Source organism: Paenibacillus sp. NPDC058367 (assembly GCF_042723305.1).
In the GTDB taxonomy this organism is placed as follows: Bacteria; Bacillota; Bacilli; order Paenibacillales; family Paenibacillaceae; genus Paenibacillus_AQ.
In genome coordinates, this window is sequence record NZ_JBHXIZ010000004.1 from 435,129 (window position 1) to 459,550 (window position 24,422).

The 24,422-nt window shown below is 46.6% G+C and carries 25 protein-coding genes and 1 riboswitch; all 25 genes read left to right on the top strand.

The annotated features are described in order from the left end of the window. The first annotated feature begins 188 nt into the window (after positions 1–188). Positions 189–1,262, top strand: coding sequence for a peptide chain release factor 1 (gene prfA / locus ACFWMP_RS22560; protein WP_042192496.1), 1,074 nt, complete (start codon positions 189–191; stop codon positions 1,260–1,262). Next, positions 1,255–2,253, top strand: a complete 999-nt coding sequence (gene prmC / locus ACFWMP_RS22565) for a peptide chain release factor N(5)-glutamine methyltransferase (RefSeq protein ID WP_379424745.1) — start codon at positions 1,255–1,257, stop codon at positions 2,251–2,253. The genes prfA and prmC overlap by 8 nt, the downstream gene beginning before the upstream one ends. 140 nt (positions 2,254–2,393) lie before the next feature. Then, the gene (locus ACFWMP_RS22570) at positions 2,394–3,578 is read left to right on the top strand and encodes an FtsW/RodA/SpoVE family cell cycle protein (protein WP_042192492.1); all 1,185 of its coding nucleotides are present in this window, start codon (positions 2,394–2,396) and stop codon (positions 3,576–3,578) included. A 199-nt stretch (positions 3,579–3,777) separates the two neighbouring features. Next, positions 3,778–4,962 (top strand): FtsW/RodA/SpoVE family cell cycle protein, encoded by a 1,185-nt coding sequence (locus ACFWMP_RS22575; protein WP_042192490.1) that lies wholly within the window; start codon positions 3,778–3,780, stop codon positions 4,960–4,962. Positions 4,963–5,045: 83 nt separating this feature from the next. Then, a complete protein-coding gene (gene spoIIR, locus ACFWMP_RS22580; protein ID WP_379424746.1) occupies positions 5,046–5,801 on the top strand; it encodes a stage II sporulation protein R in 756 nt (251 codons plus the stop codon). A 207-nt stretch (positions 5,802–6,008) separates the two neighbouring features. Beyond that, positions 6,009–7,250 carry an L-threonylcarbamoyladenylate synthase gene (locus ACFWMP_RS22585; protein WP_042194638.1) on the top strand — a complete coding sequence of 414 codons (1,242 nt, stop codon included), beginning with the start codon at positions 6,009–6,011 and terminating at the stop codon, positions 7,248–7,250. Between the two features lie 127 nt (positions 7,251–7,377). Next, complete coding sequence (locus ACFWMP_RS22590) at positions 7,378–7,950, top strand: manganese efflux pump MntP (protein ID WP_042192488.1); 573 nt, start codon at positions 7,378–7,380, stop codon at positions 7,948–7,950. 47 nt (positions 7,951–7,997) lie between these two features. Continuing rightward, positions 7,998–8,585 carry a low molecular weight protein arginine phosphatase gene (locus ACFWMP_RS22595; protein ID WP_042192486.1) on the top strand — a complete coding sequence of 196 codons (588 nt, stop codon included), beginning with the start codon at positions 7,998–8,000 and terminating at the stop codon, positions 8,583–8,585. A gap of 48 nt (positions 8,586–8,633) precedes the next feature. Next, positions 8,634–8,716: riboswitch (ZMP/ZTP riboswitch) on the top strand. Between the two features lie 74 nt (positions 8,717–8,790). Further along, the gene (locus ACFWMP_RS22600; protein ID WP_042192484.1) at positions 8,791–9,375 is read left to right on the top strand and encodes a TIGR01440 family protein; all 585 of its coding nucleotides are present in this window, start codon (positions 8,791–8,793) and stop codon (positions 9,373–9,375) included. 113 nt (positions 9,376–9,488) lie between these two features. After that, on the top strand, positions 9,489–10,736 hold the full coding sequence (locus ACFWMP_RS22605) for a serine hydroxymethyltransferase (protein ID WP_042192482.1): 1,248 nt from the start codon (positions 9,489–9,491) through the stop codon (positions 10,734–10,736). A 421-nt stretch (positions 10,737–11,157) separates the two neighbouring features. Beyond that, the gene (upp, locus tag ACFWMP_RS22610) at positions 11,158–11,787 is read left to right on the top strand and encodes a uracil phosphoribosyltransferase (protein ID WP_042131376.1); all 630 of its coding nucleotides are present in this window, start codon (positions 11,158–11,160) and stop codon (positions 11,785–11,787) included. Between the two features lie 60 nt (positions 11,788–11,847). Then, on the top strand, positions 11,848–13,008 hold the full coding sequence (gene wecB, locus ACFWMP_RS22615; protein WP_042192480.1) for a non-hydrolyzing UDP-N-acetylglucosamine 2-epimerase: 1,161 nt from the start codon (positions 11,848–11,850) through the stop codon (positions 13,006–13,008). Positions 13,009–13,185: 177 nt separating this feature from the next. Beyond that, entirely contained in the window at positions 13,186–13,419 is a 234-nt protein-coding gene (locus tag ACFWMP_RS22620; RefSeq protein ID WP_042192476.1) for an AtpZ/AtpI family protein, read from the top strand. Then, positions 13,412–13,789 carry an ATP synthase subunit I gene (locus ACFWMP_RS22625; RefSeq protein ID WP_042192473.1) on the top strand — a complete coding sequence of 126 codons (378 nt, stop codon included), beginning with the start codon at positions 13,412–13,414 and terminating at the stop codon, positions 13,787–13,789. The genes ACFWMP_RS22620 and ACFWMP_RS22625 overlap by 8 nt, the downstream gene beginning before the upstream one ends. Before the next feature lie 29 nt (positions 13,790–13,818). After that, positions 13,819–14,586: a F0F1 ATP synthase subunit A gene (gene atpB, locus ACFWMP_RS22630; protein WP_042192471.1), complete on the top strand. Its 768-nt coding sequence runs from the start codon at positions 13,819–13,821 to the stop codon at positions 14,584–14,586. A gap of 104 nt (positions 14,587–14,690) precedes the next feature. Beyond that, a complete protein-coding gene (atpE, locus tag ACFWMP_RS22635) occupies positions 14,691–14,903 on the top strand; it encodes a F0F1 ATP synthase subunit C (protein WP_039877624.1) in 213 nt (70 codons plus the stop codon). A gap of 97 nt (positions 14,904–15,000) precedes the next feature. After that, a complete protein-coding gene (gene atpF, locus ACFWMP_RS22640; RefSeq protein WP_042131371.1) occupies positions 15,001–15,489 on the top strand; it encodes a F0F1 ATP synthase subunit B in 489 nt (162 codons plus the stop codon). Further along, complete coding sequence (locus ACFWMP_RS22645) at positions 15,486–16,037, top strand: F0F1 ATP synthase subunit delta (protein ID WP_042192468.1); 552 nt, start codon at positions 15,486–15,488, stop codon at positions 16,035–16,037. Before atpF ends, ACFWMP_RS22645 begins: the two co-directional genes overlap by 4 nt. An 11-nt stretch (positions 16,038–16,048) precedes the next feature. Further along, on the top strand, positions 16,049–17,560 hold the full coding sequence (atpA, locus tag ACFWMP_RS22650; protein WP_042131369.1) for a F0F1 ATP synthase subunit alpha: 1,512 nt from the start codon (positions 16,049–16,051) through the stop codon (positions 17,558–17,560). 147 nt (positions 17,561–17,707) lie between these two features. Next, positions 17,708–18,577 carry an ATP synthase F1 subunit gamma gene (gene atpG / locus ACFWMP_RS22655; protein WP_042131368.1) on the top strand — a complete coding sequence of 290 codons (870 nt, stop codon included), beginning with the start codon at positions 17,708–17,710 and terminating at the stop codon, positions 18,575–18,577. A 261-nt stretch (positions 18,578–18,838) separates the two neighbouring features. After that, positions 18,839–20,239, top strand: a complete 1,401-nt coding sequence (gene atpD / locus ACFWMP_RS22660) for a F0F1 ATP synthase subunit beta (RefSeq protein ID WP_042192466.1) — start codon at positions 18,839–18,841, stop codon at positions 20,237–20,239. A gap of 100 nt (positions 20,240–20,339) precedes the next feature. Further along, on the top strand, positions 20,340–20,756 hold the full coding sequence (locus tag ACFWMP_RS22665; protein ID WP_042131365.1) for a F0F1 ATP synthase subunit epsilon: 417 nt from the start codon (positions 20,340–20,342) through the stop codon (positions 20,754–20,756). A 299-nt stretch (positions 20,757–21,055) separates the two neighbouring features. After that, the gene (locus tag ACFWMP_RS22670; protein WP_042131364.1) at positions 21,056–21,313 is read left to right on the top strand and encodes a DUF1146 family protein; all 258 of its coding nucleotides are present in this window, start codon (positions 21,056–21,058) and stop codon (positions 21,311–21,313) included. Between the two features lie 201 nt (positions 21,314–21,514). Continuing rightward, complete coding sequence (gene murA / locus ACFWMP_RS22675; protein ID WP_379424747.1) at positions 21,515–22,891, top strand: UDP-N-acetylglucosamine 1-carboxyvinyltransferase; 1,377 nt, start codon at positions 21,515–21,517, stop codon at positions 22,889–22,891. 509 nt (positions 22,892–23,400) lie between these two features. Then, positions 23,401–24,375 (top strand): stage II sporulation protein D, encoded by a 975-nt coding sequence (gene spoIID, locus ACFWMP_RS22680; RefSeq protein ID WP_339243783.1) that lies wholly within the window; start codon positions 23,401–23,403, stop codon positions 24,373–24,375. The last annotated feature ends 47 nt before the right edge of the window (positions 24,376–24,422 follow it).

Below are 24,422 nucleotides of genomic sequence, written 5' to 3' on the forward strand. Positions count from 1 at the left end.
GGGTATCTACTGCTGGGATGATCCTTTTTTTAAAATATAAGACATTTATTAAGGGATTTACGCGTACAGAACTGTAGCCATTTCACAATATCTTTGGTATAATATAAAGTCGTATATCTAATTTTATGACATATGTTTTAATCGCTTTATTTGCGAATTTGAAATTGAACTAGGAGAGGTGAATTCCCTTGTTGGACCGATTGCAATCCCTGGCGGACCGCTATGAGAAGCTCAGTGAACTGCTTTGTGATCCGGATGTTGCAAACGACAGTAAGAAACTGAGGGATTATTCCAAAGAACAATCAGACCTACAGCCTGCATTTGAGGCGTATACTGAATATAAGAGTGTAATGGAAGAGCTTGAAGCTGCTAAGCAGATGCAAGGCGAAAAGCTTGATGATGAGATGAAGGAAATGGTCAAGATGGAAATTGACGACCTTTCCAAACGTCAGGTAGAGCTGGAAGAGCAAATCCGTGTATTGCTACTGCCTAAAGACCCGAATGATGATAAGAACGTAATCGTCGAAATTCGTGGTGCAGCGGGTGGAGATGAAGCTGCATTGTTTGCTTCCGACCTTTATCGGATGTACACCCGGTTTGCAGATTCACAAGGCTGGCGCGTGGAGCTAATGGATGTCAACGCGAGCGATCTTGGTGGATTTAAAGAGGTAATCTTCCTTATTAACGGCCGCGGTGCATACAGTAAGTTGAAATACGAAAGTGGTGCGCATCGCGTACAACGTATCCCAGCGACTGAATCCGGTGGACGTATTCATACCTCTACTTCTACAGTATCGGTGATGCCGGAAGCTGAAGCATTTGAGATTGAAATCCATGATAAAGATATTCGTGTGGATACCTTCTGTTCAAGTGGTGCAGGCGGACAGTCTGTAAATACGACCAAGTCTGCAGTACGTGTAACCCATGTACCTACGGGCATCGTTGCTACCTGTCAGGACGGTAAGTCACAGAACTCCAATAAGGAAAAGGCGCTTCAAGTGCTTCGTGCCCGTATCTCCGATATGAAGCGGCAGGAAGAAGAAGCAAAGTATGCTGGTGAACGGAAGAGCAAAGTAGGTACGGGTGATCGTAGTGAGCGTATCCGGACGTATAACTTCCCGCAGAGCCGGGTTACAGATCATCGCATTGGCTTGACACTGCACCGTCTGGAGCAGGTTATGAACGGAGAAATCACTGAAATTATTTCGGCTCTTTCAATTGCTGAACAAGCTGATTTGATGGATAGTATGGACAATGGATAATAATGCTTTGAACGATGGCGTATTTGTCATGTCGGAAGTGAAAAGCATCCGGGAAGCCTTTGTGGAGGCTTCTTCTTTTTTGAGCCAGAGCGGTTGTAATGAACCGCAGCGTAGTGCGCAATTACTGCTGGAGCATGCGCTTGGCTTATCCGGGGCAGCGTATTATATGGCGCTGGCGGATTCTTTTCCGGCTGCGGTCAAGGAACAGTGGGAGGCGGGAGTTACCCGCCGGAGTAAGGGTGAGCCGGTGCAGTATATCATCGGCGAGCAAGAGTTCTACGGGCGTCCTTTTGAAGTGACGCCTGATGTGCTTATTCCACGGCCGGAGACGGAGCTGCTCGTCGAGGCGATTTTACGGTACGGCGCGGAGCTTTGGCCGGACGGCACGGTTGCGCCGAGTGAAGCGGCGCAGGAAGAAGGCGCTGCTTCGTTAGCAGCAGCGCAAGATCGTGCGGGCGGCGCGGAAGGTGGACGCGCCGTACGGCCGCTGACCGCCGTCGATATCGGCGCCGGCAGCGGAGCGATTTCCGTCACGCTGGCGGCGGAAGCGCCGGCGTGGCGGGTCTGCGCCGGCGACATTTCGCCGGCGGCCCTAGCTGTGGCGAAGCGCAATGCGAAGCGCTCCGGCACAGCTGTGGACTTTCGGCTCGGCGATCTGCTCGAGCCGTTCGCGGGGATGGAGACGGATATTCTCGTCTCCAACCCGCCGTACATTCCCGGCGAGGATATCGCCGGGCTACAGCGTGAGGTGCGCGACCATGAGCCGCGCACTGCGCTGGATGGCGGAGCGGACGGGCTGGACCCGTACCGCCGCATGATGGAGCAGCTGGCGCTGCTCCCGGCACCGCCGCGCCTGATCGGCTTTGAACTCGGCTTCGGACAAGCCGAGCAGGTAGCCTCGCTACTTGAAGCGGCGGGTCATTGGAAAGAGATCATCACCATTAATGATCTAGCTGGAATTCCACGTCATGTGCTAGGTATAGCACGATAATACTGCATGCTGTGCAGGGGACTCCTGTTGATCGGGGAGTGAAATTGTATTTTCAACCCGACTTCCTTTACAATAGAATTTAACCGGACTTCTTGGTGAAACATAAAAGAAAGCCCAGATTTAGAGTAGGGAGGCAGAACGTGCTTCAGAAGATTAAAAAAATTGATGGTGCTATCGTAGTCGTTCTGTTATTGCTCATGACTGTCAGCATCTTCGCCATATATAGTGTGACTCATGGAAGAGAAAAGCTGGACGGACATCATATCCGTATGATGATGTATTATGCAATTGGCTTTATTGCTTTTATTGGAATGACCTTTTTAGATTACAGAATTTTAGTGAAATACGCGTTATATATTTATTTGTTTGGGATAGGGATCCTGGTCCTCGTCAGCTTTTTGGGCGAGACCAAGAATAATGCCCAAGGCTGGTTGTCCCTCCCTGGAGGACTGAGCCTTCAGCCTGCCGAGCTATTCAAGCTAATATTGATTCTATTTCTGGCAGCGATGCTTGTTCGTAAGAATAAGAGTAAACTCTTGTTTTGGCGGGATGTTGTGCCGCTCGGCCTCTTAACCTTATTTCCGTTTCTTATTGTCCTTACACAGAATGACCTTGGGAATGCCTTGTCTTACATCGTGATTCTTGCAGGTCTGTTGTGGATTGGAAATATTAAGTACACTCACGCATTAATCGCGCTGGTGATTGTAGCAAGCTCTGCGATTGCCGGAATTATGAGTTATATCCATTATCATGACGAAATTAAAACGTTTCTTAACGATATTGGCCGTTCGCACTGGATTGAACGTTTCGACCCATGGCTTGTTCCGGATAAAGCGACAGCGAAAGCTCTTTATCATACCAAAAACGCCAAGCTCGCGATTGCCTCAGGTGGGATGAGTGGAGAAGGCTATATGAACGGTAGCTCTGTTCAGACGGATCGGGTGCCTTATACGTATTCAGACTCTATCTTTGTGCAGATTGCCGAGGAATTTGGCTTTGTAGGTTCTGCATTTGTGCTGCTACTGTATTTTATCCTTATTCACCGAATGATTCTGATTGCGCTGGAAGCCAGAGATCGAGCAGGTCCGTTTCTGATCGTCGGCATTGTCGCGATGATGCTGTATCAGATTTTTGAGAATATCGGCGCTTTTATTGGTCTGATGCCTTTGACAGGTATCACATTGCCATTCATCAGCTTCGGAGGTACCTCCCTGCTTATTAACATGGCCAGCATTGGGCTGGTAATGAGTGTGCGTCTGCATGGTCAAGATGTAGAGGAAGATTTGCCTAAGCCTACTCCTTATGCAGCGGCCAAACAGGTTTAATCACTGAATCAAAAGATAACCGTCAGAAACTCATCTTTTAAGGATGGGAACTGGCGGTTTTTTATTTTGGGAAGTGAATCTCTGATATCGGGTGTATTACATAAATTTGGAATTGTGGCCTTGAATGCTCTACAATAGAAAGGAGAGACTTTCCTCAGGTGAGGGTGGTTGGAACCTTAATAGAGTAAGGGGTTTGCGTATGCTTAAAAAGCTCAAGAAGATCGATAGCGTGATTCTTATTGTTCTAGTTATGCTGATGGTGATTAGTATTCTTTCGATATACAGCGTGACTAATGGTAGATTAGTTCAGAAACTAGATGGGTTCCATCTACAAATGCTTAAATACTACATTGTAGGGTTTGTAGCGTTTTTTGTGCTTACCTTCGTGGACTATAGGATATTTGTTAAATATGCTCTTTATATTTACATCTTGGGTATTGGTCTGCTAGTGTCGGTTAGTTTTTTTGGTAAGGTAAAGAACGGTGCGCAATTAGGGCTAGAGATAGGTGGACTTAGCTTTCAACCTGCGGAGCTTTTTAAGTTGATATTGATTCTTTTACTCGCGTCCATACTGGTCCGTAAACAAGGAGCCACGCTAACCTTCTGGAAGGGAGTCGTTCCGCTGGCGCTTCTTACATTGCTCCCTTTTGCCATAGTTATTGTACAGAATGATCTCGGAAATGCGCTAAGCTACATCGTAATATTAATCGGTCTTCTATGGATCGGGAATATCAAAATTTCACATGCACTCATCGGATTACTAATCGTTGGCGGATTGGGTCTTGCAGGAATTCTGAGCTATATTCACTATCATGATGAAGCGGTATATTTTTTTGAAGAGACCCTTGGCAGGAAGCATTTAGTGGATCGTTTTGATCCTTGGCTCGTACCTGATTTGGCTTCAGATGATGCAAGCTATCACACGAAAAATGCTAAAGTGGCTATTGCCTCCGGAGGGATGAGCGGCGAGGGGTACATGCAAGGAAGCTCTGTGCAGAGTAACCGTGTTCCATATACCTATTCGGATGCCATATTCGTACAGGTTGCGGAGGAGTTTGGGTTCGTAGGTTCAGCGCTGCTGTTGTTACTCTTTTTTATTCTTCTTCACCGGATGATACTGATTGCTCTAGAGAGTAGGGAGCGTAGTGGTCCGTTTTTGATTATTGGAATTACGGCAATGCTGCTATATCAAATCTTAGAGAATATTGGAGCTTTTATCGGCCTAATGCCGCTTACGGGAATTACACTTCCGTTCATCAGTTATGGAGGCACATCTCTTTTAATTAATATGGCCTGCATGGGGATTGTAATGAGTGTGCATCTTTATGGTCGGGATGTTGAAGATGATTTGCAGTTGCCTAAGGCGCTTGCTGTAAAATTATAGATTTAATAGATTCATAGGTTTGCAGTCTCTCATCTCTGGACATACTACTAGCATGAGAGTTAAGAGGAGAGGGGCTGCGACAAATGAACGATAATCATATGGATAAAAGAGATTCCTTACGTGTAACTTTTAAGTATACTGCCATTTTAATTTGTTTTTTTATGATCGTTATCATGGCCTGGGAAGGTCAAAAAACCGATGCAGCAGTAGCTGAAGTATCGATTCCACAGGATTCTATCCGGCTGCGTATTCTGGCGAATTCGGACGGAACACAAGATCAACTAGTGAAACGGCAAATCCGCGATTCAATCGTGGAGCAAATGAACCAGTGGGTAATTGCACTTGAGGACCCGCAGAGTTTAGAGCAGGCACGCGCTTTAATTAGAACTCATCTACCAGAGCTTAATGCACTGGTTGGATCGGAGCTAGAGAAACGTGGCATTCAATATTCTTATAAAGTTGAGCTGGGTGTAGTTCCTTTTCCGACCAAATTATACGGTGGAACAGTCTATCCGGCCGGAGAATACGAGGCTGTGCGGGTTACGTTGGGCGAAGGAAAGGGTCAGAACTGGTGGTGTGTACTGTTTCCGCCGCTGTGCTTTATCGATGCGGGCTCCGGAGATGCAGCAGCGCCTGCTGCTAACAAAGGGGCGAAGACCGTCTCGGCTGCCGGGGCAGATAGCGGAGTTAAGGCGCAACCAGCAGTAGGAACAGCTGTACAAGCAGATTCTTCGGCGAAGGATGTTGCGGCAGCGGATTCCGCAGAGCCAGAGGTGCGGTTCTTCGTTTGGGAACTGCTGCAAAACCTTTGGAACTGGATTAGCGGATTATGGTCGTAATGCTGATGTTAGCCCTTTGGTTTTGTGGAAATGGTCTATAGTTTTGAATCTAGATATGTTACTATTTCATAAGCAGATCGACTGCGGCGCCTTCATTGGGGCCGCTTTTTGGTAAGATTAGAGTTAATGAACCTCCAGAGTATTTATCCTAAGATTGCAAGAAAAGCTATTGTTCAATATATATCCTGTAGAAAGCCTGTGATGAGAATGAATGAACCACACGACCCTTTATTCGCCGTTCAGCGGCGGAGTGGAAATAGAAATGAGACTGTATATTGGGTACTGGATTTGCTGGAAGATGCAGAATCGGATTCCGATGTGCTTCAGCCAAGTGAGGAGAATAAGTTAGCCATCGTGGAGGCGGCAGCCATGCTTCGTGAAGGTGGAACGGTCGCTTTTCCAACCGAAACGGTCTATGGACTTGGTGCGGATGCAAGGAATACTGCGGCAGTTGAGGCTGTTTTTGCGGCAAAAGGGCGACCGTCTGACAATCCCCTAATCGTGCATATTGCTGATCCAAGTGCTTTGGACGAGCTGGTTACAGAAGTGCATCCTACGGCTGCGGTATTGATGGATGCTTATTGGCCTGGACCGCTGACAGTTGTGCTTCCTGTTCGTGAGGGTGTTTTGTCACCCTGTGTAACGGCAGGACTGGACACGGTAGGTGTTCGTATGCCTGATCATCCGGTAGCTTTGGCGCTGATCAGTGCAGCGGGCTGTCCCGTTGCGGCACCTAGTGCTAACCGTTCCGGTCGTCCGAGTCCGACCTTAGCTTCACATGTGATGGAAGACTTGGCCGGATACATTGGCGGTGTACTTGATGGCGGCGCCGCCGGAGTTGGACTGGAGTCAACTGTGGTGCAGGTGCAGCCTGATGGAAAGGTTGCCGTGCTTCGCCCTGGTGGGATTACTTTGGAGCAGTTAGCTGCTGTAGTGGGAGCAGAAGCTATTGCTGCTGAGCCAGCTGTGGTTAAAGAATTTGGAACTTCCGCAGCAGCGGAAGCTCCAGTAGCCACTGCACCGAAGGAGCGCCACGGTGCAGAAGCTGTTTCCGACAGCTCGGCGCCACGCGCGCCGGGCATGAAATACACGCACTACGCGCCGCGCGGCTGGCTCGGTGTGGTGAGCGGATCTTCTCCGCAACGTGTTGCGGATGAAGCCGCGAGTCTACTTCAGGCGGCACAGCTGAACGGCGAAGTGACGGGCTTACTCCTCTTTGAGGAGCATAAGCCCCTCTATCCCGCCGATCCTGCCGCCTGCGTTCTTTCCCTCGGCTCGTTATCCTCGCCGGAGGAAGGGGCACGCTCCCTATATGCCGCGCTGCGGCGCTTCGATGAAGCGGGAGCGACTTACATCTTGGCCGAGGCTTGTCCGCATACGGGCCTCGGCGTAGCTATTATGAACCGGCTTATGAAGGCAGCCGGTGGTTCCGTCATTGACGCCGGATAGCTACGGCGAACTTTCTATCCGGCTATAGTGCAGGTTCTTCGAATCTGAAATCTCTTATGAAGTCATGATTACCCCCTTGTCCGCATATCGTTGTTGTACAAGATATTTCGGACTTGGGGGGTTAAGCATGGGCATAGGAGATGTATATGCCGGTTGGGGGCAGACAGTTACTATTGCTATAATGGCGATTGCATTAGGGATGGATGCCTTTTCGCTCGGAGTAGGGATCGGGATGAAGGGGATTCGTCTGCTGCATATTCTGCAAATGAGTGTGCTCATTGCTTTTTTTCATATGCTGATGCCTCTTCTAGGTTTATTAACTGGAAGTTATGTCGGACATTTGCTAGGTCAAGTAACAACTTATGCCGCAGGAGGGCTACTTGTGCTGTTAGGCGGACACATGGTGTATAACTCCTTTCGTCCGGAAGTGGTAGGTACGCGAGCTATGAATCACCGAACCTTATGGGGAATGCTGCTTCTATCACTCAGTGTAAGTGTGGATTCTTTTTCCGTTGGGGTATCCTTAGGGATGTTTGTGAATGGTGTGCTTCTGACTATACTAGCTTTTGGTGCCTGTGGAGGTCTGATGTCAATTATCGGCTTGCTTCTTGGGCGGCATGTCAGTCGTGGACTCGGAGAATATGGGGAAGCATTGGGCGGGGCTATTTTATTGGGGTTTGGCTTGCTATTCATCTTTTGATACAATAACGGCATTACAATATTTTAATTTCATGGGGGTGCAAAAGCATGCTGCATATTTTATTCGTCTGCACCGGTAATACATGCCGTAGTCCTATGGCTGAGGGGCTTTTGCGAAAGCTTGCGAAGGAACGTGGAATCGACCTGGAAGTGCGGTCTGCAGGTGTATCTGCCATTTCTGGTACTTCTATATCGAGACATGCTGCAGCTATTTTGCAGGAAGAAGGCATTCATGATCATTTAGAGTCGTCGCAATTAACGGGGCAATCCGTCGCTTGGGCCGATCTTGTGCTTACCTTAACCAGTGGACATAAGCAGCATTTGCTACAGTATTTTCCGGATGCCGTAACAAAAACATATACATTGAAGGAATACGTGCATAATGAAGAAGCTGTGACTGAGGATATTAAAGAATTGGACAGCCTTTATGCAGATGCTGAGTTAAGCATAGCTCTAGGTGGTGAACCCAACGCAACGGATCTACAACGAATGATTGAAATCCGCCAGCGTATCCCAAGCTTTGATATTTCTGATCCATTCGGGGGTACGCGTGAAGATTATGAGCTTACTGCTGCTGAGATTCGCACTTCGTTGTTTAGTTTATTAGATAAACTGGAATCCTTACGCCATTTGTAAATGGTTGATTTTCAGTCCGCTTTGCTTTAAGATAAAAGTACAACTAATCGGTTCCGATGTAACTGGCGACAAATGTGGATCAAACCACGATGGAGCATCGGAATAAACGGCCGGTCGCCTGGGCAAAAGAGCAAATCCGCAGCTACCTGCGGACTGCTCTTTTTTGTTTAAATGAAGCTTGTTTGAAGCTTGAGGAGGTAGGGTGATGGACAAAGTTGTGGAGTTATCTTTAACTGAAGCTACTGTCACTGTGTTAAGGGAGTTGGCGGAAGCTGGTAACCTTGGATCTGGTAAAATTGTTGTCCTAGGAGTTAGCACAAGTGAGGTCGCTGGTGTCCGTATTGGAACCGGTGGTGCGCTTGAAGTCGCACAGCAACTGCTTGAAGGGGCTCGTTTGGTCGCAGCGGAAAAAGGATTTCATCTCGTTTATCAGTGCTGTGAGCATCTGAATCGTGCGCTTGTAATGGAACGCTCATTGCTAGAGTCGCTTGGGCTAAGTGAAGTTTCAGCTGTACCTATACCGGGTGCTGGCGGTTCGATGGCTGCGGCTGCCTATCGCTCTATGAAAGATCCTGTTCTGGCGGAAACGATAGAAGCACATGCTGGCTTAGACATTGGTGAGACTCTTATAGGTATGCATTTGCGCCGCGTGGCAGTTCCTTTTCGACCGACCTTACGGTACATTGGAGCAGCTAGAGTGAACGCGGCATGGACCAGACCTCCGCTTATTGGCGGCGAACGTGCGGTTTACCGTACTCTTGAACAGAGTGGTTCACAGGTTTGTGATTGATGAACTTAGATTTATGTTTTTGCAGAAACGTAGACCTAAAGCTTTTTCGTGGCGGGCAAATCGTTTCTATTTAAATACAACATATCTACACACACTAGGGAGGAAATAAGAACATGGAACAATTACGTAAGAGTGACCCGGCAGTACTGGAAGCAATGGAACTGGAACTGAAACGTCAGCGTGCCAACATTGAGCTTATTGCCTCAGAGAATATCGTTAGCGAAGCCGTAATGGAAGCCATGGGCTCAGTGCTTACGAACAAATATGCAGAAGGCTATCCAGGCAAACGGTATTATGGTGGCTGTGAAGATGTGGATATCGTTGAGAATCTGGCTCGTGATCGTGCAAAAGAATTGTTCGGTGCGGAACATGTCAACGTACAGCCTCACTCTGGAGCACAAGCGAATATGGCTGTATATCTCGCTGCACTTAACCCGGGCGACACGGTTCTTGGCATGAACTTGGCGCATGGCGGACATTTAACGCATGGTAGTCCAGTAAATGCTTCTGGATTACTCTATAACTTCGTAGCTTATGGTGTACAAGAAGATACTTTCCTAATTGATTATGACGAAGTGCGCAAAGCAGCCTTCAAGCACCGTCCTAAGTTGATTGTTGCTGGTGCAAGTGCGTATCCGCGCATTATTGATTTCGAAAAGCTTGGTGCTATCGCCAATGATGTCGGCGCGTTGTTTATGGTAGATATGGCCCATATCGCAGGGCTTGTTGCTGCTGGTCTTCATCCGAGCCCGGTTCCTCATGCTCATTTCGTTACAACTACAACACATAAGACTTTACGCGGTCCCCGCGGAGGTATGATTATGTGCAGACAGCCATGGGCAGCTGCTATCGATAAAGCCGTATTCCCGGGTTCCCAAGGTGGACCGCTGATGCATGTCATTGCTTCAAAAGCAGTCGCATTCGGCGAAGCTTTGCTGCCATCCTTTAAGACTTATGCTGAGAATGTAGTGAAGAATGCAAATGTTCTCGCAGAAACACTGATTAGCGAAGGGGTTAACATTGTATCCGGTGGTACAGATAACCACTTGATGTTGCTTGATACACGTAACCTGAATATTACCGGAAAAGATGCGGAAAAAGTACTAGATTCCATCGGAATCACTGTGAATAAAAACGCAATTCCATTTGATCCTACAAGTCCTTTCGTAACAAGTGGAATTCGTATTGGTACACCTGCGGTTACTTCCCGTGGTATGGACGAGCAAGCTATGGTGGTTATTGGCCGCATTATAGCTAATGTTCTGAAGAATCCGAAGGATGAAGTGAAATTAGCTGAGGCAGCTCGTCAAGTTGCTGATTTGACGGATCAGTACCCACTTTATCCAGAACTGAAGTACTAGTTCTTACTCGTATTCATTAATAAATTCACCTCCACCGAGTCCTGATTTTAGGGTTTGGTGGAGGTTTTTTGTTGTTTATTGTTCACAATATTACATGGGTGAATTGATGGAAAAACATGAAATCAATCATGAAAGTTCATGGAACTTTCATAAACAATAGTGAAAAAAATGTGAATAGTATGAAAAGTGCAAATTTGCACAACCTAATCTAGGTTTTATTCCTGAAAAGGCAACGGAATTACCAATCCTTACCTTTATAAGCGAAGGAAAACACAAGGGTAGGGGTTCAATATGGGTACATGTGCCTTTCTAGGTGAAATGCGGCGATGGGAATGCTATAATAGACAGGATTTAGCCATAGAGAAGCAAAAGCGCTTTCTAGGGTTATAGACACGACTTACAATTACCGGAGGGACAGGAAATGGGAAAATTGGTGATTTGCGATCATCCTTTAATTCAACACAAACTAACATTTATTCGCGACGTAAGAACAAACACGAAGGATTTCAGAGAGCATGTTGACGAAGTTGCCACATTGATGGCTTATGAGATAACACGTGATATTCCTCTAGAAACCATTACAGTACAAACACCGGTCACTGAAACGGAAAGTAAAGTGATTTCTGGAAGAATGCTTGGGCTTATCCCTATTCTTCGTGCTGGTCTGGGTATGCTTGAGGGCGTTCTGAAGCTTCTTCCTGCTGCTAAAGTAGGACATGTTGGCTTATTCCGTGATCCGGACACGCTTCAACCGGTTGAGTATTACATCAAGCTTCCTACAGATGTACAGGAACGTGAGCTGATCGTAATTGATCCAATGCTAGCTACGGGGGGATCTGCGATTGCTGCTATTACCTCGCTGAAGAAGCGTGGCTGTACACAAATTAAAATGATGAACCTGATTGCAGCTCCAGAAGGTGTTGCTGCGGTTCAAGAGGCTCACCCAGATGTTGATATTTATGTGGCTGCGCTTGACGATCATTTGAATGAGCATGGATATATCGTTCCGGGACTTGGCGATGCTGGAGATCGTTTGTACGGAACTAAGTAAATAGTAATTCGTAATAGGATATAAGAAATTTGTTTATTTTTTGATGAGAGGGTAGGGGTTATGTCCAAAATTAAAGTGATGACTATTTTCGGAGTGCGCCCCGAGGCGATCAAGATGGCTCCTCTAGTTCTTGAACTGAAGAAGCATCCTGAGCACATCGAGTCAATTGTATGTGTAACAGCACAGCACAGGGAGTTGCTCGATCAAGTGTTGGAAGTGTTCAATATCACTCCTGATTACGATCTGGATGTGATGAAGGATCGTCAGACGCTTAATGAGATTACTATTCGAGTACTTGAAGGCCTGGAACCTGTACTCAGAGAGGTTAAACCTGATCTCGTATTGGTGCACGGGGACACATTAACGACGTTCCTTGCAAGCTATGCCTCTTTCCTGCAGCAAATTCAGGTTGGGCACGTAGAAGCAGGACTTCGGACATGGAACAAATTGTCTCCGTATCCTGAAGAAATGAACCGTCAGCTTACAGGTGTATTAGCAGACCTGCATTTCGCTCCAACGGATTGGTCAGCTAGTAATCTGAGACATGAGAACAAAAAAGAATCAAGTATTTATATCACAGGCAACACTGTAACCGATGTGTTTCAATATACCGTACAGCCTGATTACCGGCATCCTGTTTTGGATTTTGCTTCAGGAAAAAAACTTATTTTGATGACTGCTCACCGTAGAGAATCGCAAGGTGAACCGCATCGGAATATCTTCCGGGCTGTCAAAAGAATCGCTGATGAATTCGAAGATGTAGCCATTGTTTATCCTGTGCATCCGAGTCCTGCCGTTAAGGAACCTGCACATGAAATTTTGGGTGGACATCCAAGAATTAAGCTGATTGATCCGCTGGATGTCGTGGATTTGCATAATTTTTATCCGCATACCCACTTGATATTGACCGATTCTGGCGGTTTACAAGAGGAAGCTCCTTCATACGGAGTACCAGTACTTGTGCTTCGTGATACGACGGAGCGTCCTGAAGGGATAGACGCTGGAACGCTAGAACTTGTGGGCACGGACGAGGAGAAGGTGTATGCACGGACACATGCTCTTTTGACTGATAATGAGCTCTATCAGTCGATGAGTCGGGCCGCCAACCCGTACGGAGATGGCAAAGCCTCCCAACGAATTGTCAATGCGATTTTGCACCATTTTGGTGTAAATAAGGAGCGTCCTGAAGAGTTTCACAGAATGTTCACAAAAAATAAATAATTTCATTTAAAGTAATATCTGATCTGATTAAAATCAACATACAGTGAAACTGTACGGTTTATATGGTTTTGGAACATTTTGCTGTGATTATTTTCATGTTTTCAAGGGTTTTTGGGCAATGTTCAATGAATTGACAAAGACTCCAGAAATTCAGTAAAATTAGTTGGGATTGTAGCCATGAAAGAACAAAATAGCAGGGACAGCTTGTTACAGACCGCGCTTATCATTGGAAGTGCAGGCACTATACTCGCCGCTTACATTGTTATTGGTTTTTTTGCGGCAAGGTGGCTGAAAGACTTGATGGAGGGGCCAAAATATTGGCTCGCTATTGGCACTATAACCGGAATGATTCTGGGAATTGTGAACGTCGTCCTGTTAATTAAAAAATTTTTGGGGGAGCAGAATGGATAATATGACTCCCATGATCAATACCGTCACTAGAGTTACGCTCGTCCTTATGGCAGGACTCTTAATGGGCTGGGCGCTTCATCATGAGACCAGGGATTTTACACTGGGCATGACTCTGGGTCTGGTGGCGGGATTGGTAAACTTTCGTTATCTGGCCGTCAAGGTTCGACGGGTAACGCAGTCGATTGCGAGCAACGAAGGGAATGCCTTCAGCCTCGGTTTTGTTACACGGATTAGCTTCGCAATTTTGGTCACCATGTTCGCGGTCAAGATTGAGCATTTCTCCCTGGTAGCAACTGTTTCAGGCGTATTCATTCCTCAGCTTCTCGCCATTCCTGCGGGGATATATCTGAGTGTGAAGAACAAACTTTAACCAGATTAAAGAGAAAGGGGGATGATACTATGCATGAGATGCCGAAAATCTTTGTCGGGGGAATACCGATAGATATATCAGCCGTATTGATGCTTCTGATCAGTTGTACAGTAGTATTTGTGCTGGTGATGCTGTCGGTTCGTAAGCTTTCGGTTGAGAATCCATCTAAGCTTCAGAATTTTATGGAATGGGTTGTTGAATTTGTAGAGGGTGTCATAAGCAGTGCCATGGACCTGAAGAAAGGAAAACCTTACATATCTTTGGGGCTAACGTTGATTCTGTTTATCTTTGTTTCCAACCTTCTTGGATTGCCTTTCTCAGTTGTAACTGAAGCACACGGACCTGTAACTGTGTTTGGCCATGTGATTGAAGCAACCAGGAACTTGGCGCATGGTGATCATGTTGAGATCTTATGGTACAAGTCGCCGACTGCTGACATTAATATCACTGCAGGATTGGCAATTATTGTGTTTATACTGATGAACTTCCTGGGCATTAAGCTCAACGGCAAGCATTATTTCAAACACTATATTGAGCCGTTTCCAATCTTTTTGCCACTGAACATTATCGAGAACCTGGCAAAACCAGTAGCGCTGGCTATTCGTCTATTTGCTAACATTTTTGCCGGAGAAGTACTGATTACAGTCATTTTGAAGCTGGGGATTCTCAGTATTCCGTTCCTGGCTGTATGGCAAGGCTTCAGTATTTTCGTCGGGGCACTACAAGCGTTTATCTTTACGATTCTGACGATGGTTTATATCGCACAGATGACGATTCACGAAGAAGAAGCACATTAATGAACTGCTGCGAAGGGAACGGTTATTGTCTAATTTTCTTTCGCGGGAGATATCTTATATCATTAAACACATTATGAACCGAAATTAAAGGAGGATATTTACAAATGGAATTTTTAGCAGCAGCAATAGCGGTTGGATTGGGTGCACTTGGCGCAGGTCTTGGTAACGGTATGATCGTTAGTAGAACAGTTGAGTCCATCGCTCGTCAACCAGAAGCTCGTAACGCGCTTCAAACAACAATGTTTATCGGTGTAGGTATCGTCGAAGTTATTCCGTTGGCAGCAACAGTTATCGCATTCCTGATCATGTTTTCTTAATAAACCGTATTTACGGTTTGGCGGGGACGGCCGATGCCATCCGCGCCTTACTTTTGTATACGTCCGCATGACGCGGTAACGGAAGGGAGTGACCTCAGTGGAAATTGTTTGGACAAACATCGTATTTTCAATTGTAGCCTTTGGGATTCTATATTTCTTGCTCAGTAAGTATGCGTTCAGCAAACTGTTCGCAGTTATGGAGAAACGCCGTGAGCTGGTAATGCAGCAAATGGATGAAGCTGCGAAGACTAGAGAGCAAGCGGTCGCGTATGTGGAAGAGCAGAAGCAGGCGCTGAACAGTGCACGCCAGGAAGCTCAACAGATTATTCAACAATCGCAAATTACTAGTAATCAACAGGTAGAACAAGCTTTGGCGCAAGCTAAAGTTGAAGCTGCACGCGTCAAAGAAGAGGCCGTGCGCGATATCGAGAACGAGAAGAATAAAGCAGTGGAAGAGTTGCGCAGCGAAATTGGAACGGCATCTGTTCGTATTGCTTCTAAACTTCTTAAGAAAGAAGTTAGTGCTAGCAGTGAGCAGGAGCAGCTTGTGAACCAATACCTCAATGAGGTAGGAGGCCGATCATGAGCCGCGATACGGTAGTTGCCAAGCGCTACGCTAAAGCATTGTACAGTGCAGCGGTAGAGAAGGGGATTACCCTTGAAGTAGAAGAACAGCTCAAGGCAGTGGTCGAAGTATTACATTTAGACCAAGAGGTACAGCGGTTTATTCTTGCACCACGTATCTCGGAGTCCGACAAGCTGAAAGTGCTGCGCACAGCACTTCAAGATAAGCTCTCTCCTATTGTAATGAACATTGTAGAACTGTTAGTAGAGCGAGGCAGAACCGATATTTTTGCCGAACTGCTGGATACGTATATCAAGATTGAAGGAGACGCTCTTGGCATTGGTGATGCTAAGGTATACTCCGTTTATTCTTTAAGTGAAGAAGAACAAGCGGCTGTAGCTGCAGAATTCGGCCAGCTCGTAAACCGTAAAATTCGGGTTACGAATGTGGTCGATCCAAGCCTGCTGGGAGGACTGAAGGTTTATATCGGCGATACGCTGTATGACGGAAGTCTTTCTAGTAAATTGGAACGTCTCGAGAAATCCTTTAATGATAAGCATAGAAGATAGGGGTGAGGATATTGGGCATCAGACCTGAAGAGATCAGCACTTTGATCAAAAGTCAAATTGAGCAATATAAAGCCGATATCGAAGTTGCCGAAGTGGGCACCGTCATTCAAGTCGGAGACGGTATCGCTCGTGTCTACGGTCTGGAAAACGCAATGGCAGGCGAGTTGCTAGAGTTCTCCAACGGTGTAGTGGGCATGGCGCTCAATCTGGAAGAAAGCAACGTCGGTGTTGTTATTCTGGGTGAGTACAAGGAAATTCGTGAAGGCGATCAAGTAAAACGTACTGGACAAATCATGCAAGTTCCAGTTGGAGAGGCCCTTCTGGGTCGTGTTGTTAACGCACTCGGTATGCCGCTTGACGGTAAAGGCCCAATCCAAACGACGGAGTTCCGTCCGGTTGAGAATAACGCTCCTGGTGTTATCGACCGTAAATCGGTTCATGAGCCAATGCAAACTGGCCTTAAAGCGATTGATGCGATGGTACCAATTGGTCGTGGACAACGCGAACTTATCATTGGTGACCGGCAAACAGGTAAGACTGCAATCGCAATCGATGCGATTATCAACCAAAAAGGCAACGGAATGAAATGTATTTATGTTGCCATTGGACAAAAACAATCCACAGTAGCACAGGTTGTAGAAACTCTCCGCCGTCATGGCGCGTTGGAATATACAATCGTTGTAACTGCTTCGGCTTCAGAGCCATCCCCGCTGTTGTATATTGCTCCATACGCAGGTTGCGCAATGGGCGAGTACTTTATGTACAAGGGCGAACACGTACTGATCATTTATGATGACCTTTCAAAACAAGCTTCGGCTTATCGCGAATTGTCCTTGCTGCTTCGTCGTCCACCGGGTCGTGAAGCGTTCCCTGGTGACGTGTTCTACTTGCACTCCCGTCTTTTGGAACGTGCGGCTAAGCTTAGTGATGAGCTTGGTGGTGGTTCATTAACCGCGCTTCCGTTCATCGAAACACAAGCATCTGACGTATCGGCTTATATTCCTACGAACGTAATCTCGATTACAGATGGTCAAATCTTCCTTGAATCCGATCTGTTCTACTCTGGTCAACGTCCGGCGATCAACGTCGGTATCTCCGTTTCCCGTGTAGGGGGCTCCGCTCAGATTAAAGCGATGAAGAAGGTAGCTGGCTCGCTCCGTTTGGATCTTGCTCAATATCGTGAACTTCAAGCTTTCTCACAGTTTGGCTCAGATCTTGATAAATCTACGCTTGCTCGTCTGAATCGCGGAGCACGTATGATGGAAGTTCTGAAACAAGGTGTAAATCAGCCGTTGTCTGTTGAGCACCAAGTGCTTAGCTTGTACACAGCTGTAAAGGGATACTTGGATGATATTCCTGTTAAAGACGTAAAACGTTTTGAAAAGGAATTCCTTGCTTACATGGACAGCAGTGCTGCTGAAGTTGCTCAATCCATCAGAGATACCAAGGATTTGACAGCAGATAACGAAGCCGCTCTTAAAGCAGCGATTGATAAATTTAAAAGAGGCTTTGCTACTAGCTAATCGTACTTAAACGAATCTTACTAAGTGAGCTTTGGCTCTGCCGAAGCTCAGGCTATTACTTATAAAGTAGGCTTTGAATTCGTCAAAGCTAAGAAGATGCTTACGAAGTTAGCTTTGACTTCGTCAAAGCTTTAAGGTGGTGAAATCATGGCAAGAAGCATGCGTGATATTAAACGTCAAATTAAGAGTGTTCAAAACACAAGACAGATCACAAAAGCGATGGAAATGGTAGCCGCCTCCAAGCTGAGAAAAGCCCAGGAGAAGGCAATTGCCGCCCGTCCTTATGCTGAGAAGCTGAAAGAGGTTGTATCGAGCATTGCTGCCGGTACAGAAGGCGTTCAGCATCCCATGCTGGTCAGTCGCCCTGTGAAAAAAACTGGTTATCTTATCGTGACCTCTGATAGAGGGCTTGCGGGAGGATACAACGCTAATATTTTACGTAAGGTGACGATGCTCATCGCGGAACGACATAAATCCAAAGATGAGTACGCCTTGTTCGTTATCGGTCGTAAAGGCCGTGACTTCTTACGCCGCCGTGAATATCCGATTGTACAGGAAGTTACTGAGCTATCGGATGCGCCGAAATTTGCTGACATTAAGTCTATTGCTAATTCGGCAGTACAACAGTTTGTAGATGGTACGTATGATGAGTTGTACGTTTGCTACAACCAATTCGTCAATGCGATTACCCAGATCCCAACCGTTGATCGACTGTTGCCTATGGAAGGCGTAGGAAATCATGAGCATCATGAAGCGACTGCAAATTACGAATATGAACCTTCACCAGAAGGCGTACTCGAAGTACTACTTCCGAAATACGCCGAAACTTTGATTTATAGCGCAATTCTGGATGGCAAGGCCAGTGAGCTGGGTGCGAAAATGACAGCGATGGGCAGTGCAACAAAGAACGCGTCGAAAATGATCGGAGAACTTACCCTTACGTACAACCGTGCCCGTCAGGCGGCAATTACGCAGGAAATTACCGAGATCGTGGCCGGAGCGAACGCTCAGTCTTAAAAATACAAGAACAGTTAAGCAACGTGCTTGACTTGCCTTGTATTTTACGAGAAACAGTGCCGCATGGAGCGATACATAGTATCGCCCGCTTCTGGAGTATGGCTCCTTAAGAACGGCACTGCAGTTCTTCTTAAAATATAAGAAAGTATAGGTTTTACACTATACAAAATGCTTATATTTCTACGAGAAACGGTTGTCATCTTTATAAGACGACAGCGTCGTTTCTTCTTGATGTAACAGCTTTCGAGGAGGGAAATGAAGATGAACAAAGGACGCGTTGTAAGCATTATGGGTCCGGTTGTCGATATTGAATTTGAACGCGGCCAATTGCCCGAGATATTCAACGCTATCAAAATTGAAACCGTCTTGGACAATGGTCGCCAGATTAACCTAACACTTGAGGTTTCCAATCACTTGGGAGACAATTTGGTACGTTGTATCGCGATGTCTTCTACAGATGGTCTGGTTCGCGGACTGGATGCGATTGACCAAGGTGGTCCTATTTCGGTTCCTGTAGGGGAAGCGACATTAGGCCGGGTATTTAACGTACTTGGAAATCCAATTGATAACGCTGGTGAAGTTGTTGCTGAAATAAAGAACCCGATTCACCGTTTGGCTCCGACATTTGATGAATTGTCGACACAAGCCGAAATTTTGGAAACGGGTATTAAAGTTATCGACTTGCTTGCACCTTACGCTAAAGGCGGTAAAGTTGGTCTGTTCGGCGGTGCCGGTGTAGGTAAAACAGTAACGATTCAAGAATTGATTAATAACATTGCCCAAGAACACGGCGGTATTTCCGTATTCGCGGGTGTGGGTGAACGTACTCGTGAAGGTAATGACCTTTATCACGAAATGACGGACTCCGGCGTTATTAAGAAAACAGCAATGGTGTTCGGACAAATGAATGAGCCCCCAGGCGCGCGTCTGCGCGTAGCTTTGACCGGTCTTACTATGGCGGAATATTTCCGTGATGTAGAAGGTCGCGATACGCTGCTCTTTATCGATAATATATTCCGCTTTACCCAAGCGGGTTCCGAAGTATCCGCTCTTCTCGGACGTATGCCGTCCGCGGTAGGTTACCAACCAACCCTGGCTACTGAAATGGGTCAGTTGCAAGAGCGTATCACTTCTACCAAAAAAGGCTCCGTTACTTCCATTCAAGCAATCTACGTACCAGCGGATGACTACACTGACCCTGCTCCGGCAACGGCGTTTGCTCACTTGGATGCAACAACTAACCTTGAGCGTAAGATTTCCGAGAAGGGGATTTTTCCAGCGGTTGATCCACTGGCTTCCAGCTCGCGTCTGCTAGCTCCTGAAATTGTTGGTGAAGAGCATTACAATGTGGCACAAGGTGTTAAACAATTGCTGCAACGTTATACCGAACTTCAAGACATCATTGCCATCTTGGGTATGGATGAATTGAGTGAGGATGATAAGGTTATCGTAGCTCGTGCTCGTAAAGTTGAGCGGTTCCTGTCACAGCCTTTCCACGTAGCTGAACAGTTTACCGGCTTCAAGGGTAAATACGTGCCAATCAAAGAAACTGTACGTAGCTTTAAGGAAATCCTGGATGGTAAGCATGATGATCTTCCAGAAGCAGCGTTCCTTTTTGTGGGTACAATCGAAGAAGCGGTTGAAAAAGCGAAATCGATGTAACACTGAGCTTAGTGAATGCCGAAGCGAGCTTTACTTCGTGAAGCTAAGTGTATGCTTTCGATGAGAGCTTTACTTCGTAAAGCTTTAAGGAGGAATGGAAGTGAATACCTTTTTGTTGGAAATTGTCACGCCGGAGCATCTCGTCTATTCTAAACAAGTGAATAGCTTGACAGTACGGGGAGTCGAAGGCGAGTTGGGTATTTTGCCGGGACACATTCCGCTTGTGACTCCACTTCAGGTTGCTCCGTTATCCGTCAAATCGGACGGTGTTACGATCTCCATCGCCGTTCATGGCGGTTTCGTTGAAGTGCATAAGGACAAAGTAACAGTGCTGGCCGAAAGTGCTGAGCTGCCAACGGATATTGATGTTGAACGCGCCGAGGCTGCTAGAGAACGCGCTCAGCGCCGTCTCCAGACTCGTAGCAAACAAGATGATATCGATCACCGCCGTGCGGAGTTGGCGCTGCAACGCGCTGTTACACGGATTAAAGTGTCCACTGGTAAAGGACAACAGTAGGATATAAGCGGTCAAGCTCTAAGCTTGACTGCTTTTTTTTAAATATAAGAGAGTATAAGTTTTACACTATACTTTCTGTCTTATATTTCTCGCATAAACGCTTGCCGTCCTTATAAGGACGCCGCTGAAGGCGTTTAAGCTTGTTATAGTAATCTATGTAGTAAAGGTTAAGATTTCTTCATTTTTTTGGATATTGGCATTGAATTGTTTAAAAATTTGTAAAAGTACTGGATTCTTTTGCCCTGCGCAAGTATGATATAAGAGTCGATTTCCGAGTAATACGAACACGGAGGGTTAGCATGGGGGATATATTGTCCAATGGATGGTCTAGTGCCGCTGGAACCAGCAGCATGATCTCAATGATTGTTTCTTTGCTCAGTGTTGTATTATCTTGGTGGGCATTGCAGAACCTTAAGCTGGATTTGGTCATAAGATATCCCAAGAGTCCTCAAGGAAGGCTGCTGCACTTGCTTTTGGCTATTGTACTTGGTCGTTTAGTTGCAGGATTCTTTTTGGATTACCTTAGCTGGAGTGGGATGATCCGCTATATGTTTTAGGAATATGTAGTTTGGTTATAAGTGTCATAGGTCGCAATGGTCAAAAAGTGTCGAATAATAAGGTTTTATTATGTCAACACTGAACTTTAAGGAACATGCCCGGCTGAATGGGCGTATTGATGGAGTATGCGAATTTTTTTGCAATTACTTTTAATCTAAAAAAATAATTTAAGAAATAATGGACGCGGAGGGAAACCGAAAATGAGCAAATTTATCGTCCGCGGTGGCAACAGATTGACCGGGAGCGTGAAAGTTAGCGGCGCAAAAAATTCCGTATTACCGATCATAGCCGCCTCTCTATTGGCAGAAGAAGGAGTAAGCGTCATTGTGGACGCACCTCCGCTTGATGATGTAATGACGATTTCAAAAATGTTGGAATCTCTGGGTGCAGGGGTTACATATCAAAACGATATTATCCAGGTGGATGCTACAAACATCACTTCCTGTGAAGCACCTTATGAATGGGTACGGAAAATGCGGGCATCTTTTTTAGTCATGGGTCCTCTGTTATCACGGCTTGGTCATACAAGAATTTCTTTGCCTGGTGGCTGCGCCATTGGCACACGACCGATTGATCAGCATTTGAAAGGATTTGAAGCGCTTGGTGCGGAGATTAGTCTCGGCCAGGGCTACATTGAAGCGAAAAGTAACGGTCGCCTGCGCGGAGCCAAAGTGTATTTGGATGTAGCTAGCGTGGGTGCGACCGAAAATATAATGATGGCAGCGGCACTCGCCGAAGGCGTGACCGTGATTGAGAATGCGGCTAAGGAGCCTGAAATTGTCGACCTGGCCAATTATTTGAATGGTATGGGCGGAATCGTTCGCGGTGCGGGTACAGGTGTTATCCGTATTGAAGGCGTAGAACGTCTGCATGGCGTTAAACATCATGTGATTCCTGACCGTATTGAAGCTGGTACCTATATGGCTGCCGCAGCAATTACAGGTGGGGACGTATATGTGGAAGGCGCAATCGCTGATCACTTGGGACCTGTTATTGCTAAGATGGAAGAGATGGGTGTGACCATTATTCCTGATGAGAATGGGGTTCGTGTAATTAGTGACAAACCTCTTAAAGCTGTTGATTTGAAGACTTTGCCGTATCCAGGCTTTCCAACGGATATGCAGTCACAGATGATGGCATTATTGCTGCGCTCTGAAGGAACTAGTGTCGTTACAGAAACTGTATTCGAGAACCGGTTCATGCATGTGGATGAATTCCACAACATGAATGCTGAGATTAAGATCGAAGGTCGCTCAGCAATCGTTACAGGTAATGCACAATTGGTCGGAGCCAAGGTTTGTGCTACGGATTTACGTGCGGGAGCTGCGCTTATTTTGGCAGGTCTTGTTGCTGAAGGCACTACTGAGGTAAGCGGAACTCATCATATCGACCGTGGATATGTACATTTGGCTGAGAAGCTGTCTGGACTAGGTGCGGAAATATGGCGCATCTCCATGGAAGACACAGCCGCGCAAACGGTGAAGGACGAAACTCTTAAACCAGAAGTAACCAAGAGCGAATCAAGCAAAAGCGATGAGGTCAAACCTCGCTTTCAGGTTCAAGCAACTTGGGTATAATATCAGTGATTAGGTGAGAACAGGCTGCAATGATGCAGCCTGTTCTTTTTTTAAATATAAGAGTTTATATGTTCTACGCTATAAATTATCCTTATATTTCTTGCATAAACGCTTACCGTCCTTATAGGGACACCGAACGCGTTTTGCTTGTATTATTAGAAAGTAAATCTGAATCCTCATCTAATGGGGATTTTTTCGTTTGTAATTTTTTAACACGGGGCATAGTGATAGATGCGAGAAAGCTACTCTCTTTCTCTCAAATATTGTTCTAGTAGTTACTGTAAATTCATATCTATAAGAATCAACAGCGACTCACGGAAGGAGCCATAGAGATGAAAGATTTCCGCTACTTGCGACGTAACAAGTCAACGCGCTGGCACACGCGTTCCCTTGCTCCCCGGCTCAGGCGCCTCGGTCCCGCCGCCTGGCTCGCAGCGCCTATCCTGGCGGCGCTGCTGATTCCACTGGCGGTTGTACCGCTGCACCGGGGACAACCGGCGCCTCCGGCCTTGCCGACGGTAACGGCCTCACCAGCCGCACCAGCGGGGCCGGAGGCGGCTGCGCAGGAAGCGCCGCAGCCGAAGGTCTCCGTCTATTTGTCGCGTAGCGGACAAATAGAGACGTTGCCGCTGGAGGAATACGTCAGCGGCGTGCTTGCGGCCGAGATGCCGGCCAGCTTTGAGCTTGAAGCTCTCAAAGCGCAGGCCGTAGCGGCCCGCACCTTTATCCTTCGCCGCCTGCTGGCTGGCGACAGAAGCGGCGTGCCCGTTCCGGGGGCGGATGTAACAGATACGGTGAGCCATCAGGCTTACGTATCTAAGGACACGCTGGAACGGAAGTGGAAGCTCGGCGGAAGAAGCGCCGACCTCGCAAAGCTTCAGCGCGCGGTCCTTGAGACGCGCGGTATCATTATGACCTATAAAGGGCAGCCGATTACGGCCTCCTTTTTCGCCTCCAGTGGAGGATATACCGAGAACTCGGAAGAATACTGGAATGCAGCGATTCCCTATCTGCGCAGTGTAACTAGTCCTTGGGAGAAAGAGATCACCCCAAACTATGCGGTGACATCTACATTCACCATCTCGGAAATACTTACTAGACTTGGGCTAAACGACAGAGTAATCCCTGCTTCAAAAAATACTACCCAATCAGGCATGACAAAAAATATCTCTACTTCCTCTGAATTGCCGGTAGAAGTGTTGTCTCTCACCACCGGACATCGGGTTAAGGAAATCTCTATTGGAGGTACTGTTTTTACTGGAAGAGAAGTGCGAGAAAAGCTAGGGTTACGTTCCAGCCAATTCAGTTGGGGGCGAAAAGGGAATAAAATCTATATAACTACCTTCGGAAATGGGCATGGTGTGGGAATGAGTCAGTGGGGAGCTAATGGGATGGCGAAGGAAGGCGGAACGGCTACTCAAATTCTCAAACACTATTACAGTGGTATCTCTTTTACGCAAATCTCAACTCTTCTGAAAAAATAACTTGAAAGATACGTATAAAAGATAGAAGCCCGGTAACACTGGTTACT